General features: G+C 49.8%; 14 protein-coding genes. 12 read left to right on the top strand and 2 right to left on the bottom strand.

What is annotated here, in order from left to right; all coding sequences use genetic code 11:
- Positions 1-107: 107 nt before the first annotated feature.
- The 4 genes from O3C43_20755 (at position 108) to O3C43_20770 (ending at position 4,136) form a co-directional block, all read left to right on the top strand.
- Complete coding sequence (locus O3C43_20755) at positions 108-272, top strand: hypothetical protein (protein ID MDA1068924.1); 165 nt, start codon at positions 108-110, stop codon at positions 270-272.
- A gap of 62 nt (positions 273-334) precedes the next feature.
- On the top strand, positions 335-949 hold the full coding sequence (locus O3C43_20760; protein ID MDA1068925.1) for a DNA-3-methyladenine glycosylase I: 615 nt from the start codon (positions 335-337) through the stop codon (positions 947-949).
- Positions 950-1,221: 272 nt separating this feature from the next.
- Entirely contained in the window at positions 1,222-2,511 is a 1,290-nt protein-coding gene (locus tag O3C43_20765; GenBank protein MDA1068926.1) for an ATP-binding protein, read from the top strand.
- A 116-nt stretch (positions 2,512-2,627) separates the two neighbouring features.
- Positions 2,628-4,136, top strand: a complete 1,509-nt coding sequence (locus O3C43_20770; protein ID MDA1068927.1) for a neutral/alkaline non-lysosomal ceramidase N-terminal domain-containing protein — start codon at positions 2,628-2,630, stop codon at positions 4,134-4,136.
- A 226-nt stretch (positions 4,137-4,362) separates the two neighbouring features.
- Here O3C43_20770 and O3C43_20775 read toward each other — a convergent pair whose 3' ends face one another.
- On the bottom strand, positions 4,363-5,718 hold the full coding sequence (locus tag O3C43_20775; protein MDA1068928.1) for an SGNH/GDSL hydrolase family protein: 1,356 nt from the start codon (positions 5,716-5,718) through the stop codon (positions 4,363-4,365).
- Between the two features lie 509 nt (positions 5,719-6,227).
- Here O3C43_20775 and O3C43_20780 point away from each other — a divergent pair.
- The 3 genes from O3C43_20780 to O3C43_20790 all read left to right on the top strand — a co-directional run bounded on the left by O3C43_20780 (position 6,228) and on the right by O3C43_20790 (position 9,791).
- Positions 6,228-7,235: an aldo/keto reductase gene (locus tag O3C43_20780; protein MDA1068929.1), complete on the top strand. Its 1,008-nt coding sequence runs from the start codon at positions 6,228-6,230 to the stop codon at positions 7,233-7,235.
- A 4-nt stretch (positions 7,236-7,239) separates the two neighbouring features.
- Positions 7,240-8,067, top strand: a complete 828-nt coding sequence (locus O3C43_20785) for an amidohydrolase family protein (GenBank protein ID MDA1068930.1) — start codon at positions 7,240-7,242, stop codon at positions 8,065-8,067.
- A gap of 272 nt (positions 8,068-8,339) precedes the next feature.
- The gene (locus O3C43_20790) at positions 8,340-9,791 is read left to right on the top strand and encodes an arylsulfatase (GenBank protein MDA1068931.1); all 1,452 of its coding nucleotides are present in this window, start codon (positions 8,340-8,342) and stop codon (positions 9,789-9,791) included.
- 11 nt (positions 9,792-9,802) lie between these two features.
- Here O3C43_20790 and O3C43_20795 read toward each other — a convergent pair whose 3' ends face one another.
- Positions 9,803-10,498 carry an ankyrin repeat domain-containing protein gene (locus tag O3C43_20795; GenBank protein ID MDA1068932.1) on the bottom strand — a complete coding sequence of 232 codons (696 nt, stop codon included), beginning with the start codon at positions 10,496-10,498 and terminating at the stop codon, positions 9,803-9,805.
- Between the two features lie 191 nt (positions 10,499-10,689).
- Here O3C43_20795 and O3C43_20800 point away from each other — a divergent pair, with 191 nt between their 5' ends.
- The 5 genes from O3C43_20800 to O3C43_20820 all read left to right on the top strand — a co-directional run.
- Entirely contained in the window at positions 10,690-13,695 is a 3,006-nt protein-coding gene (locus tag O3C43_20800; protein MDA1068933.1) for a PSD1 and planctomycete cytochrome C domain-containing protein, read from the top strand.
- Positions 13,696-13,860: 165 nt separating this feature from the next.
- Positions 13,861-15,291, top strand: coding sequence for a DUF1501 domain-containing protein (locus tag O3C43_20805; protein ID MDA1068934.1), 1,431 nt, complete (start codon positions 13,861-13,863; stop codon positions 15,289-15,291).
- Positions 15,292-15,311: 20 nt separating this feature from the next.
- On the top strand, positions 15,312-15,509 hold the full coding sequence (locus O3C43_20810; GenBank protein ID MDA1068935.1) for a hypothetical protein: 198 nt from the start codon (positions 15,312-15,314) through the stop codon (positions 15,507-15,509).
- A 172-nt stretch (positions 15,510-15,681) separates the two neighbouring features.
- A complete protein-coding gene (locus O3C43_20815) occupies positions 15,682-15,897 on the top strand; it encodes a hypothetical protein (protein MDA1068936.1) in 216 nt (71 codons plus the stop codon).
- The coding region (locus O3C43_20820) for a hypothetical protein (protein ID MDA1068937.1) at positions 15,894-16,127 on the top strand (234 nt) is incomplete at its 3' end. The genes O3C43_20815 and O3C43_20820, both read left to right, overlap by 4 nt.

Genomic DNA, 16,127 nt, shown 5'->3' on the forward strand with positions numbered 1-16,127 from the left:
TGGAAGAGATCTATTCTAAGAATACATAGAGCATGTTCAGTTTAATGTTTTCACCTTTCGCCAACAGTGACTTGCACTTATAGGTTAACTGAGGAAACTTAACCACTATGAACGGATTCGATATAGTGATGGTTATCGCCATCATCCTTTTCGCCAGATTGGGCGTGCGCCTTGTTAGTCGGTACATCCAAATGAAAAAAGAGCAGACAAGGGATCCCAATTCCAAGGACTCAGAAAACGAATCCCCCGAACCCTGGGATCGATGGAGCTAAAAAGCCAATCTCGCTATTGTTTGGTGTTATCCACATATTGAATCCTATAAATCGTTTTCAATATGAATGATACCGTTCCTGGTCCCGATGGAAAACCACGCTGTGGCTGGTGTAGTGCTGCGCCGGAGTTTTTCGACTATCACGACACCGAATGGGGTTTCCCGGTAAGCGATGATAAGCGCCTATTTGAAAAACTATGTCTGGAGGGTTTTCAATCCGGACTGAGCTGGCGCACCATCCTGGCAAAGCGAGAAAACTTCCGCGCTGCGTTTCACAATTTCGATTTCAATCAAATTGCCCGTTTTAAAGAGAAAGATGTAGATCGGCTCCTCCAGGACGCGGGCATCATCCGCCACCGAGGCAAGATCGAAGCGACCATCAACAATGCCAAACGCGCGCAAGAGCTGGTGAAACAGAAAGGCTCACTTGCAGCCTATTTCTGGAGCTACGAACCGGATTCAGAGCAACTCACCAAGCCACAGACCCAATCCACATCCGCAGAATCTATTGCGCTCTCAAAGGATCTGAAAAAGCTCGGATGGAAATTTGTCGGACCGACCACCATGTATGCCCTCATGCAAGCGATGGGACTGATCAACGATCATGCCGAGGACTGCGTCATCCGTGCCAAGGTTCAAAAAGCTCGGAAGAAATTCCAGCGGACTAAGACTTTTTAATAACGTCTTCAATCCTTGGCCCTACTTTTTGAGAACACCTGACGTAAATTCCCGACGCCGCAGGTCATGGATGCCAACAGAAAGACAGAAGCGGAAATGTTAGGACGAAAAGTAGTCGAACTCGGTAAGTTCACCATATGCTTACCTCGGTTAATAACGCTGTCCTTCAAATTATTCGGGTTCTGGATAGAAACGCCGAGTAACTATTCTTCCCTTTATTAAAGGAAAGATTTTACTTGTTCTTTCCTTTATTTAAGGAAACTATAGGATCCATGAAACAAGCCCTGAAATATTTAACAGGTGATTTTTTAGAGCGCGACCTACCGGAACTCACTAGGCGTAGTTTTGATTTGGAACCGGTGAAGGGCAAGGCACTGACCTTGATCGGAATGCGGCGTGCCGGTAAAACCTACCTATGCTATCAATCCATCCAGGATCTGCTGATTCAAGGGATACCAAAAGAAAACATTCTCTATCTTAATTTTGAAGATGACCGGCTGTTCGGATTCAAGCTGTCAGATTGCCAGACCATTCTTGATGTGTTTTACGCCAACCAGCCGGAAAAGAAATCCAGCCATTGCTACTTTTTCTTTGATGAGATTCAAAACATCGAGAACTGGGAGCGATTTGTCCGGCGCCTGATCGACACGGAAAATGTTTCTGTTTATGTTACCGGCTCATCGGCACGTCTGCTCAGCGCTGAGTTGGCTACTGGATTGCGAGGGCGTTCCCTGGACCGGGAAGTTTTCACCTTTTCTTTCGAAGAGTATTTGAGCGCCCAGTCGGTATCGGTCAATCTGTCAAGGGTAGGTGCCAAAACACGTTTGTTGTTAGATCAGCATGCAGAACGATATTGCCGCATGGGCGGATTCCCAGAAGTCCAGCAGATGGATGTGAATCGGAGGCGGGAAATTCTGCAAAGTTACGTGGATGCCGTAGTCCTTCGTGATGTTGTCGAACGTCACCGCATCGCCAATGTAGAAGCGCTCCGATCGGTCGTATACCAAGTGCTTCGAAACCCGGCTGCCAAACTCAGCGTGAACAAGTTCTACCTCGATTTAAAAAGCCGCGGACTACGCATCGCCAAAGATGATCTTTATGCTTTCCTGCGCCACCTCAACGATGCCTATTTGCTGTTCCAAGTACCCATCTGGTCACGGTCGGAAAAAAAGAGACAGGTGAATCCCAAAAAAATGTATGCTATCGATAACGGGGTACTTGATGCCTATTCAACCAACCTGACCGCAGATCGCGGCGCTTTTCTGGAAAACCTGGTTTTTCTAACTTTGCGCCGACAAGGGCTGGAGGTAAGCTACTATGTAACCAACCAAGGCAGGGAAGTTGATTTTGCCTACAAAGCCGACGGAAACACGTTCCTCATTCAAGTCGCATGGTCGCTTGAAAATGAATCCACCCGGGAAAGAGAACTCCGAGCGTTGCACGATGCATCCGCTGAGTTAGAAAAAACCAAGTGCACGATCGTAACTTTGAACGAAGAATGGGAGAGCGAAGATTCCCTCATTGAAGTCGTCCCTCTTTGGAAGTTTCTATTGGGACGCTGATTGGCACCAATCTCTATAGACCGATGTTCACTCCTGGCCTCCCATTGGACGTATCCATTCCCAAGATCTATTCAAAAGAAGTTGTCCTTCTTTTTTTCATGCTCTACCAGTAAGGAATGACTTCCCTAAGTTTCTCGATTACGCGCCCTATTCCCTGCCGTCCAAATACGGTCAGGAGGTGGCTGAAACAGTGGCGATTCACCTGGGCGATTGGTTTGTGCGTTTGCTCAATCGGGTTTACTCAGGTGCAAGCTTCGCTTCAGGCGGGTGCCGCGACTGTCGATATTACTCCAAAAGAATGGCCCATTTATTTGCGGGGTGGGTATGATAAAAAGGAAGCCTACACTGCGCACGATCCGCTGTATGCACGGGCGATTGTCCTGCAGAATGGTGACACGCGCTTGGCCATAGTCATAGTCGATTCTTGTATGGTGCGTCGGACGAATTTCGATCTGGCAAAACAACAGGCTTCCCAAGCAACCGGTATTCCCATGTCGAACATGCTTACGGCAGCCACCCATACTCATAGTGCGCCGCATGATTACGCCCGCTACAATACCGAGCCGGAACATGCCTATGTGCGCCAGCTCATCAACGGCATCGCGCAATCGATCATACAAGCGAATGCTGCACTCCAACCGGCAGAAATAGGATATGCTTCTTCCCCTGAAGCGTCCGAAGTTTTTAACCGGCGCTGGTTTCTGGATCCTTCCGCCATGCCAGCCAACCCGTTCGGGGATACCACGGAACTGGTGAAAATGAATCCCGGTACGAGCAATCCCGCTCTCAAGCATCCCGCCGGTCCAACCGACCCGGAAGTATCTGTATTATCCGTTCGGACAAAGGCCGGTCGTCCGATTGCGTTGCTAGCGAATTACTCCCTTCACTACGTGGGTAAGACCCCGGACGGAGAAGTCTCAGCCGATTATTTTGGTGAGTTTGCCCGACTCATCGCCAATCGTCTGGAGCGAGAGAAACCCGTTCCCGGTTTTGTCGGCATTCTTTCCAACGGCACCTCAGGCGACGTGAACAATCTCCCTTTTGGTGGTTCGCGGCCCAATCGTGAAACCTTTGAACAAATCCGTCTGGTTGCAGCCAAGGTGGCTGATGCCGCCTATAACGCTTACGATACTATTAAACACACCTCCGACCTGAGCCTGAACATGCTTCAACGCGAAATAACACTCGATCGCCGTGTACCGACCGAAGCTCAAGTTGCCCAGACCAAGGCTACTCTGAAAAAATCGGCAAACGGCGCGCATGACAATGAGCTTCCCCGGCTTGCGGCCATCTATGCTCAACGCGTTCTGGATTTTTCCGAAGAATGCAAAGTCTCCGAGACGGTGGACATTCTGGTCCAAACTATTCGGATCGGCGATCTGGCCATCTGCAGCTCGCCCTTTGAAACCTTTGCCGAAACCGGCCTACGTCTAAAACGACAATCTCCTTTTCCCCGCACCTTTACCATCGAGCTCGCCAACGGCGCAGAAGGCTACCTACCCACTCCGGGCCAACACAAACTGGGCGGCTATGAAACCTGGCTCCCGGTCAACCGTGTTGAGTTTGCCGCCTCCGAAAAGCTCGTTCGTGAACTCCTAAAGATGTTAGACGAGCTAAAGGACTAATGAGCTTTCAAATAAGTTTTTTCATAAATCGCGTGGGTGATCTTGCTTAATATGAGCACGGCATTGCGGGGACGCAATCGCCCTACCACTTGAGGATTTTAGTTGATAGCAGGGCAGGAGCGTCTCGCTCCGCCGTTTGGATTGTTATTCAGTTGCTCCTGAAAGGTGCGAAAAAACTTAATTGGTCGATCCACTGGCGTGCAAGAGAAGGCCTGAGGCACCTCCTTCAGAGTTCTGAAATTTTGAGGCGCAGGAAACAGGGAAACTCAGTTGGAGTTACCCAAGCTCGATGACCACCATCCTCGATCCGTATCTGGTCCTCTGCCACGGGAGACCAATTGAGCAAGTCCTTGCTGAATTCTGGTTCGGCACTGAAATGGTCGCTGTCAGCCACCCGTAATCGGTATCGAAGTTCCAATCGGTTTCCGGTCCAGTTTCCCAGGGGTCGTTTTTCTGAATCTGCGACCCGCGGATCCATACCAAGCGCGAACTCCTGCAAGCGTGTCGCACCGTCACCGTCGGAATCATCCTCTCCCATAAAGCTACCTAATCCATAAGCCTCTGCCCACTGATCTGTAGTGACGTCGGGAGCGATACCCAAGATGGTAAGTAGTTCCTCAGACTCAAACAGTGGAACGACCGTTTGCTGTGGATAGGCCTCTCGAAAGGCACTGATGATTGAATTGGCGATCAGCAATTGTACCGATGTATTTACGTGAAAGCCATCAGGCGAAAACAAGTACTCCGGATCGTTACTCAGAAACTTATTATCGACAGAAACAAAGAAGCGAACACCGCCAATAACCATTCTGTCCGGACTGAGCATTTGTGTCGTCAATTGTGCGACATCGGCATACCCGATTTTTTCCGCATCCGCCAGTTGCCGCAATCGGGAATTTATACCACTCGTAATATCAGCAACCCGCTGACGCTGGGCAGGATCAGGATAGTCTTCCAAAACAACTGGAGTAGCGCCAACATCTGGCACATTTACCAGGACTATGGGCACCGAACTGTTAAACGCACGCACATGGTCAACAAGCGTACTCAAATTGGAAACCACGGCATCGATGAATTCCGCGGGATCGGCACCTCCGGAATAAGTACGGTAGTTGTTCTTCATGTCATTGGCTCCAAGAAAGATCACAACGCGGTCAGCATCGTCCTTCAAAGCCAGGTTCAAGTTGATACGAGAGGCAAGGAACTCAGGATTTGTTAATAAAGGAGATGTGAGGATTTCCACCCATTCCGATGTAGTCGAACCAGGAAAAGCAAAGTTATACTCATGCCCAAACAGACGCGCATCCGGCCACACAGATTCCCGACCAATGTCGACCAGGTCGGATCGATTTGCGGACAGGAGTTCCAGCCAATTGCGTTCACCCCACGCGGCGGGATTACCCGGATTCAACGCTGGAAATTCGATGGAATACTCCTTGGATAAGCTATCTCCTATGACGACGATTTTTTCGGCCGCGTGAGAGGAATTACAAAAGGCACCAGAAAAGATAACCAATACCACTAACAGGATTCCGAATCGAAGGAACAAACGTGGAAAAGGCATGAGAGTGTCCAATTTCAAGGATTCATGGAATGCAGGTTTGAGGAAAGGGAGGTAAGGTTAACAAAGACCATAGCTAACTGCGGTGTGCATTTCATACGAGACATCAAGGTTACCCGCGGGTTTCATGAATCGGCGAAGTGCCTTATAAAACATTCGGGCGCTCGAAGGGTGTGCTTCTAAACACTTAAATACTAGGCTAGGCACCTTTTGCGGCATTTTCATTCGAGGCAAGTGAGAAGGCGAGCCCATGGTAAAAAGATAGCGCTTCACAGGTTAATCATCGCTTCATCGTTGCCTATTACACTTACCACATTTGCTTTAACCAAAACGATGTATTTATAGCTGCACTGACTTTGCATGATTGGTTTCCAGCTACACTTTTAGCAATGAGCCCCGGGTCAATCGGTTACCTACAAATTAACTCAATTCTTCGATAAAGTAGTACTTGAAGCCGGAAGAAGGAATCATTGTATATCAGTCTCTTTGAACCGTCTCAATTCCTCAAATTCTTTGACTAAGAACCCATCATGTCACTCTCCTTACCTAAAATTATTTTCGGGTCCAGTGCCCTGGGGAACCTGTATGGCATCGTTCCGGATGAAACAAAACTCAGTATTGTTGAGAATTGGATCCGCCATCAGCCAAATGCCGTAATCGATTCCGCCGGAAAATACGGAGCAGGCCTCTCGCTCGAAAACATCGGTCGCTGTCTGAAAAAGCTTAACGTAGATCCCTCCCATGTGCTCATCAGCAACAAGCTCGCCTGGAAACGAATTCCACTGACCACGGAGGAGCCGACCTTTGAAAAAGGTATCTGGTTCGGGTTGGAACATGACGCCGAGCAATGCATCAGCTACGATGGCATCCTCGAGTGTTATCATCAGGGAAATGAATTTTTAGGTAACTATAAAGCGGAGCTCCTCTCAGTGCACGACCCGGAAGAATACATCGAAGCCGGTACCACTGTCGAAGACAAAAACAACCGCTATCTCGACATTTTGGATGCCTACAGCGCGCTCGTTGGACTTCGGGATTCCGGCGAAGCCAAAGGTATTGGGGTCGGGTCCAAGGACTGGAAAACCATTAAACGTTTGTTCGACGACGGCGTGCCCTTCGACTGGGTTATGCTCGCGAGCAGTTTTACCATCTACCGCCATCCACCAGAACTGATAGATTTCATTGCCGAGCTCCACGAAGCCGGGATCACGATCATCAACTCAGCAGTGTTCAATGCGGGCTTCCTGATCGGGGGCAGCTATTTCGACTACGAAGTCATCCAGGTCGAAACTCACCCCGAAATCTTTGACTGGCGTGAACGGTTTAATGAACAATGCAAGATCCACGATATTACACCGGCACTCGCCTGCTGCCAGTTCGCACTCTCACCTCCCGGCGTGGCAGCACTCGCATTAAACACAAGTAAACCTGATCGAGTGGCGGATAACGTGGCACTGGTAAACGATAAGGTGCCGCCGGCATTTTGGGAGGCCCTAAAAACGAACGGGCTCCTCGGCAAAGAATATACCTATTTATAAATCCATGGTCATTGATTCACACCATCATTTCTGGAACTACGACCCGGTTGAATACGACTGGATTGACGAAAACATGAAAATCATTCGCCGCAGTTTTTTACCAGGCGACTTGAAAGCGGAGATCGATCAGGCCGGCGTCGATGGAGTCGTCAGCGTGCAAGCACGTCAGACAGTGGAGGAAACGGACGCCCTCCTCACATACGCCAATGAGAACGGTTTCATCAAAGGCGTTGTTGGATGGGTGCCTTTGGCCGAGCCAACCATTAGCGAGACGCTCGACCGATACAACGATGCAAAAAAACTTAAGGCCGTCCGCCATGTGGTACAGGGCGAAGCGAAAGGGTTCCTGGATGGAGAGGCGTTCAATCAGGGTATTGAAAAACTTCGCAAACACAACCTGGTCTACGACGTCCTCATCTTCGAACGTCAGCTGGAAGAGTCGATTCGTTTTGTGGATCGCCACCCGGATCAGGCATTTGTGCTGGACCACATCGCAAAACCACAGATCAAAATCGACCAGCTCGAGCCCTGGAAAAAAAATATCCAAGAACTGTCAAAACGTGACAATGTTACCTGTAAAATTTCCGGCATGGTATCCGAAGCGGACTACGATAACTGGACGGAGGATCAACTCCACCCTTACCTCTATACCATCCTGGAAGCCTTTGGTCCTGACCGCTTGATGTTCGGATCTGACTGGCCGGTCTGTCTCGTCGCTTGTGGCTACAAACGCTGGCACGACATCATCCGCAAATTCATAGCCCCGCTTTCGGAATACGAACAAGGGGCCATCATGGGAGGCACGGCGATACGTGCCTATAATCTGGATTAAGTTTTTTCATAGCGTGGCAGATTAGTCCTAAACCTGGCTACTGGATTGCGCGGACCCGTCTTCGCATGGCTTCGCCGAGGCACGCGCAGTCGCCCTACCACTTCAGGCAATTCGTTGGTGGCAGGGCAAGAGCGTCTCGCTCTGCCGTTTAATTTTAGACAGGATCAGAATGAGAACAAATCTGAACGCCATTTTCCCGACATTGGTAGAGCCCTATGCCGGGCATCCCAATACTTGCTTGCTATTCATTTCCGCCAGACCAACAAATAGGCATGGCTTCAAGCACATTGATTCGGAGAACAAGCATCATTACTTTTTTTCATGTGGGACTAGGGTTAATTCTAGGAACCATTTGCCAAGGACAGTCTGCGACCAATACGGCAAACAGATCCACAAAACCGGAATCCAGTCGTCCTAATATCGTACTCTTCCTGTCCGATGATATGGGCTGGGAACAGGTGGGATACAATGGAGGAAAGGAGGTTCCGACACCGGCCATTGATAGCCTGGCACAGGACGGAGTGAAGCTGACCCAGTTTTACGTACAACCGGTATGCTCCCCTACGCGGGCCTGCTTGATGACCGGACGTTATGCCTGGAAAAATGGAATGGAACTTCGTCCGACCGCAACCTCGAAGCATGGCATGCTGTCGGACGAACGAACCCTGGCTGAGGCGCTTCGGGAAACTGGCTACGCAACCTGGATGGTGGGCAAGTGGCACCTGGGCGAATGGCAACATCACCACCTACCCAACCAGCGTGGGTTTGATCATCATTACGGACATTACAGTGCTTTGATCGATTCATTTACTCATGCACGAGGAGAAGTACACGATTGGCATCGCAACGGAGTTCCGGTTATCGAAGAAGGCTACTCGACCTTTCTTCTGGCGAACGAAGCCTCTCGCTTGATTACCGAGCATGATGGCGAAAAACCATTCTTCCTTTACCTCCCCTTCAACGCCGTACACGGCCCTCACCAGGCACCGGCTGACTATCTCGCCAAATACGAGCATCTGGGTAATGTCGGTGCGCAACGCGCACAACTCGAGTGTATGGACGTCGCCATCGCCCAAGTCCTGCATTCCATCGAAATGAAAGGCATCGCCGACAACACCCTGGTGATATTTACCAATGACAATGGAGGTACCAGAAACACCAGTAATGGTCCCTATCGAGGCTTCAAAAGCGACTACCATGAGGGCGGCATTCGAGTGCCCGCGGTTGTTCGTTGGCCTGAAAAGATTCCCTCCGGCACCTCCAATAACGCCATGGTGCACGTCGTCGATCTGCTTCCGACCCTTTGCTATTTAGCCGGCGCTGAGTCGGAGAAAACGCTTCCGGTTGATGGGAAAAACATCTGGGATGTTTTAGCCAAGGGCTCCAATTCACCACACCAGGAAATCATCCACTCGTTGGAAGTTATCCATTACGGCGACTGGAAATTCATTGAAGAAGGAGCCAGCTACTATGGTTGGAAGGATCAGGAACTCCAACTGTACGACATCCTGAAGGATCCATCTGAAACAAAAAACCTTGCCGCTGATTGTCCGGATGTGGTCAAGAGGCTAAGAGCACGCCTTGCATACCACAAACAGTTTGAGCGTGAAGGCGAACCCGTCTCAAAAATCCCGGGATATCCGGTAACCGTCTACGGTGAAAAGGAGGAGGCTCGCTACGGCGAAACGATTCAAGCACGACTCGCACAACGGAAGGATCGATAATCCGGCACTTCTTAAACACCAGCCTGGTCGCGCAAAAACTTGGCAATCTTTGAATATCCTTTTTTCTCGGCGGTATCGTAATGGAAATTGCCAAAAACATCTTTGGACTTTGGGTTCGCACCATTATCCACAAGCCACTCCACCATTTCCAATCGGTTATCGCGGACAGCGTGTTCAAGGCTTTTGTTGTCAACTTGCGCACCCTGAACTTTGAGAAACTGGGTTAAGGTAACTTTGCCACATATCGCCGCGTGGGCGATCAAAGAGATATTGTGGGCTCCTCCCGTATTCACGGTTTCCGGGTCGGCCAGAACAAAGGCTTTCACAATCGCTTCTTCACCTGCCATCGCTGCCCAAAAGATACATTTCCGGGCTTTATGTGTTATTAACACATCAGCGATGTCAGTACGCCCCATATGAGCCGCTGCTTCCATTCCACTTTCCCAATCACCGCCTCCACGATTAAAGGAAGCGTTCACCACGCCCGGCTCTTGTTTGAGAATTAATTTCACCGTATCCACATCCCGATGACAAGCGCCAACAAATTTGCCTACGAGCACCGGATCCGTAGCAGGGGGGCGATTTGGCTCCACAATGGCCTGCTGGCAGAACAAGGAATTAAAAGGAAGAGAAGTACCCACGGCAACCATCGTTGCTGCAGATCCGATTTTTAGAACGTTCCGACGGGTTGCTTTAGCGGATTTCATACCTAGTTTGGTTCGTTGGATTGGAATTAGGTTCCCGAATAATTGTGGTATAAGGTGTAAATCGGATTTTCAGAATCCCTTTCGATCTTAAAGGAAGTTCGAACTTTGGCAGATGTTGCTCCAAAACTGATTAGATTGACGAAAGCTTCGATTTTCGAGAAAACCCAAGCGGAATTATTAATCACCCAATCATGTCTCGACTGACCCTACTTTGCGCGTTCGCTTTTTTGTGTGCCGCGACATCCTTTCATTTGAACGCTTCGGAAACAACGGAAGCCGCGCAGGTTGCAGTGGACCGCATCCAGGAAGTCGATTTCAATAGGCATATCAGGCCGATTCTCTCTAACAATTGTTTCTTTTGTCACGGCCCAGACGAAGCCAAACGGGAAGGCGACCTGCGGCTCGATATCCGGGAGGATGCCATTGAGGCCTTTGCGTTTGTACCAGGGGATACCGAGGAAGGAGAACTCCTTCTCCGTATATTCAGTGACGATCCGGATGAAAGGATGCCCGAACCCTCGTCCAATAAGTCGCTGACGGAAACCGAGAAGCTATTGCTGAAACGATGGATCGGAGAAGGTGCCAAATACGACGGCCATTGGTCTTACAACCCCATAATAAAACCGACCTACAACAACATAGATGCGATTGTTGGAGACCAACTGGAACAACACGGATTGAATTTGTCGCCGGAAGCAGAAAAGGAAACCCAGATTCGCAGAGTCTACCTTGATTTGATCGGACTGCCGCCGAGCCCTGAAGAAGTAGAGGCGTTCATGAAAGATCGTAGTTCAAGGGCTTATGAGAAGGTGGTAGACCGTCTGCTCAGCTCGAAGCGCTATGGCGAAAAGATGGCCATTCACTGGCTTGATGCCGTCCGCTACTCGGACACTGTAGGTTATCACGGAGACCAGGAGCGCGACGCCACTCCCTACCGCGATTATGTGATTGAATCGTTTAACGAAAACAAACCCTACGACCAGTTTACGATTGAACAAATCGCCGGTGACCTGCTTCCCAATCCGACCCTTAAACAGTTGGTTGCCTCAAGCTACAACCGCATCAATCAACTCAGTCGCGAAGGAGGCATCCAGGACAAGGAGTATGTTAAAAAATACCAGGCCGAACGCGTCCGCACCACCGCAACCACCTGGCTCGGCTCCACCATGGCTTGTTGTGAATGTCACGATCACAAGTTCGATCCTTTTAAAACAAAAGACTTTTATAGCATGGCCGCCTTCTTCGCCGACATTTTGGAAAAAGGAGCCTACACTGGCAACGGAGCCTATCAGGAGGAAGTTCAGCCACTAATGAAGGAAGGACTTTCGCACGAAGGCTGGTTCGGACCGGAACTAACCGTGCCGAACGTTTTATTCCACGAAAACCCGGAAGCTCTTACCTCAGACATTCAGAGACAGGAAGCAGCTCTTGCCAAAGGTTCCCCTGAAGCGGAGATCGAGTTTGAACAATGGTTAAAACTTCAAACCGAATTAAACGAGAGAAGTGTACCCAGACATTTTCCTGTTCCATACAGAAGCGATTTCAATGAAACAGCTAAAACAGAAACTATCGACGTCTCCTCGTATCCATACAGTCTGGACGAAACTGCGGCACTGCACTTTGAAGCACGTATGGTTGGTGGTGGTGGCAGGGGAAGCATGGGGATCGAAGTCACTTATGTCGCCGATGAAGAAGAGTCCAAACGAGCCTTTTTTCTGGGAGACAATTTTGAGGGGGAGTTGGACAACAAAACGAAAGCACCCTGGATAATCCTGGTGGCTCCAAAGCCATACAAAGGTGTCTGGCACCCGGTGAAACTGACCAGAGATGTTCTGAACCTTCCCAAAGGAGCAAAGATCACTTCCCTACTTCCACTCAAAGGCAACAGCTCCGGGTTTCGAAATTTCCAATTTAGAACTATGCGCAAAGGTTCGCAATCCACAGCTTTGAGTGAGGTGGGCGCACTGATCCTGGAAAAGGTGCAAAACGGAGAAGCATCCAAGCGTGAACTCAACCAACTCAAAGAGGAATTTTTCATTTCCCATGCGGATACCTTTTACGATGAACGTTCCGCAATCGATGCACTGAAAAAGGAATTGCATGGCAACCGATATACTCCACTCACCGTTAGTGCTAAAACACGTGAAGTCCGAGTTCTCCCTCGGGGAAACTGGATGGACGATAGTGGCGAGGTTGTTCTACCAGCCAGCCCAGGGTTTCTTCCAAACCCAATTGCTTCTACGGAAGAAAAACGACTCAACCGGCTCGATTTGGCTGAATGGATCGTCCATCCGGACAATCCACTCACCGCCCGCACATTCGTAAATCGTATCTGGGCTCTTTATTTCGGAACACCGCTCTCAAGCGCAGCGGAAGATCTTGGACAACAAGGAGAGTACCCACCTTATCCCGGGCTTTTGGATTTTTTAGCAAAGGAATTCATCGAATCCGGTTGGGATATCAAGCGCTTGGTCCACCTGATTGTTAACTCAAAAACATACCGACAAACCAGCGATGCATCGGACGAACTGTTTGAGCTGGATCCCTACAACAGACTCCTCGCCCGGCAGAGCCCTGTTCGCCTTTCCGCGGAAATCATTCGTGACAACGCCCTAATGATAAGCGGTCTACTCAACACCAAAATGGGTGGGCAAGCCGCCCGACCTTACCAACCGCCCGGGCACTACCGGAATCTAAACTTTCCTAGGCGTGAATACATACCAGACCAGGACGAGAATCAATACCGCCGCGGTGTTTATGTTCATTGGCAAAGGACATTCTTGCATCCTATGATGACCACTTTCGACGCCAATGGACGTGACGAGTGCGTAGTTAAACGCGACATGTCAAACACACCCTTACAGGCCCTTAATCTCCTGAATGACCCCACTCAAGTCGAAGCGGCTAAAGCGTTGGCTGAAATGTTGTTGTCGAGCGAGAAGGACGATGATTCACGAATCGACGCTGTATTTACCAGAGCTCTTGCCCGCAAACCAACCCCCAAAGAGCGCCAAACCCTGACAGCATTTCTGCAACGGGAACGCGCTCGATTCCAGAATGAAGAGAATCAGGCAGATGCGTTCCTAAAAGTGGGATTGAGAATTCCAGACTCAGATCATCCTCCAGTAGAACTGGCTGCTCTTACCAGCATGAGTCGAGCCATACTGAACTTACACGAAACCATCACCCGTTACTGAAACTCAGTATGAACGAAAAGCGGTATAAAATTGAAAATCCGAGCGACAGAGCAGGGATGCTCTTGCCCTGCTCACCCTTGGATGGTAGGGCCACTGCGTCCTCGCAGTGCCGATTTGAAACCGAAGAATTCCCTTTATGTTTAAGTCATTTCTATTGAACGAACAATGAATATGCATCCTTTTCACAAATACACTTCCGAAATCAACCGCAGAACTTTTTTAAAGCAGTCGCTCTCCAGTCTCGGGGTACTTGCCCTGGGCGATCTTCTGAGCACCGATGCCCTGGGAAACCCATCGCCCATTCTTGGAGGCCAGGGCCTTCACCACCCTGCGAAAGTTAAACGCATTATTCACCTATGCATGGCAGGTGGCCCCTCCCACCTGGAATCCTTTGATTACAAACCGACTCTAGAAGCTCAACACGGAAAACCAATGCCGGAGTCATTCACCGCAGGCGAACAAATCGCCCAACTGCAGGACACTGAACTGAAAGTGAACGGCCCCAACTTTAAGTTTTCCCGACACGGCCAAAGCGGAATGGAGATTAGTGAGTGCTTTCCCCATATCGCATCGCTGGCTGATGAGATTGCAGTCGTTCGCTCCATGTATACCGAGCAGATCAACCACGACCCGGCCCACACCTTCATGAACACAGGGTCCATCATCCCAGGTCGTCCGAGTATGGGAGCCTGGACCTTGTATGGCCTCGGTAGCTTGTCGAATGATCTTCCTGGATACGTCGTCCTGACTTCCGAAGGAGGTGGACAAGGACAGCCCATCTCAGCCCGTCAATGGCACAACGGATTTCTTCCAAGCAAACACCAGGGAGTCGAACTTCAGTCCAGAGGAGAGCCTGTGTACTACGTCAACAATCCACAGGGCATCAGCCGCAGTTCCCAAGGCGATCTGGTTGAAACAATCAATTCTCTGAACGATCAATTGGCATCGAAACGCCACGATCCGGAAATCGCCACCCGCATCGCCCAATATGAATTGGCCTTCCAAATGCAGGCCTCTGTTCCCGACCTGGCCGATTTCTCAAAGGAGCCTCAAAACATCCTCGATCTTTATGGCTGCACACCCGGAGACGGCTCCTACGCCTCCAATTGCCTCATGGCACGACGCCTGGCCGAACGTGGAGTTCGCTTTATCCAGCTCTATCACCGTGGCTGGGATCATCACTCGAACCTCAAAAAGAACTTCAAAGAAGTATCGGAGCTGGCTGATAAGCCAACGGCAGCCCTCATCAAAGACTTAAAAATGCGGGGCATGCTGGACGATACCCTCATCATTTGGGGTGGTGAATTTGGACGGACTCCCATGAGTCAGAGTGCGAATGGCGACGGTCGGGATCACCACATCAAAGGGTTTTCCATCTTTCTCGCTGGAGGAGGCATCAAAGGCGGAACCGTTTACGGCACCACCGATGAGTTTGGCTACAATGCTGAGGAAAATCCAACTGCCGTTCACGACCTACACGCGACAATGCTCCACTTGCTCGGAATCGACCACAAACGCCTCACATACAAATTCCAGGGCCGCGACTTCAGACTCACCGACGTTCACGGTCACCTGATCGACGGCATTCTGGCATGAGATGGTGCTAAAAGAAAGGAATGTATTCCACACAAGGAAAGTCCGATGCGTATTTTGATCCCGGTGAAATCGACATAGCGCATTTTCAGGAAATCTGTGAGCAGGTTACACGACAGGCTGACTATCCACATGCTGAGAAAATATGGGACAATATCGTGGTTTATAGCGGTGAAGTTATTCGAGGAATAATTGGAGATGCCGATCAGGAAAAAAAATAAAAGCGGAATACATTCGCTGCCTGAAAGAAGGGCCCGGCGTTTTCGTTATTAAAGAAGCCTTTGCGGATATTTCGGTAATCGACAGATGTAACGAAGTCTTCCGCACCATCGTCGCCCGTGAAAAGTCTTTAAATCAAAATAAAGGGGATCATTTTGGCGACAATGAGCGGATATGGAATTCACTGCAAAAGACGTGCCTGGACACAGCCAATGGCACAGCCAATGGGGTCATATCTCCATTATAGGGCACAGCCAATGGGGGGCACAGCCAATGGGCACAGCCAATGGGGTCATGGGCACAGCCAATGGGCACAGCCAATGGGGTCATGGGCACAGCCAATGGGCACAGCCAATGGGGGGGCACAGCCAATGGGGGCACAGCCAATGAGGTCAGGCACAGCCAATGAGGTCGGCACAGCCAATGAGGTCATATCTCCATTATTGACAGAAATCGTTGTGCATCTTCTTTCTTTTGTATGGCGTGGAAGTTGCGAGTTGTACCGAAACATCATCTACATCCTGACGCTTGTTATCTCGTTAATGACCTCGGGTAATTACCAGTCCGAGATCTTTTTACCGAAGGGTGCGGCTGAAGTGTTTGAACAGATGATCGGTTCG

The organism is Verrucomicrobiota bacterium (assembly GCA_027622555.1).
In the GTDB taxonomy this organism is placed as follows: domain Bacteria; phylum Verrucomicrobiota; class Verrucomicrobiia; order Opitutales; family UBA2995; genus UBA2995.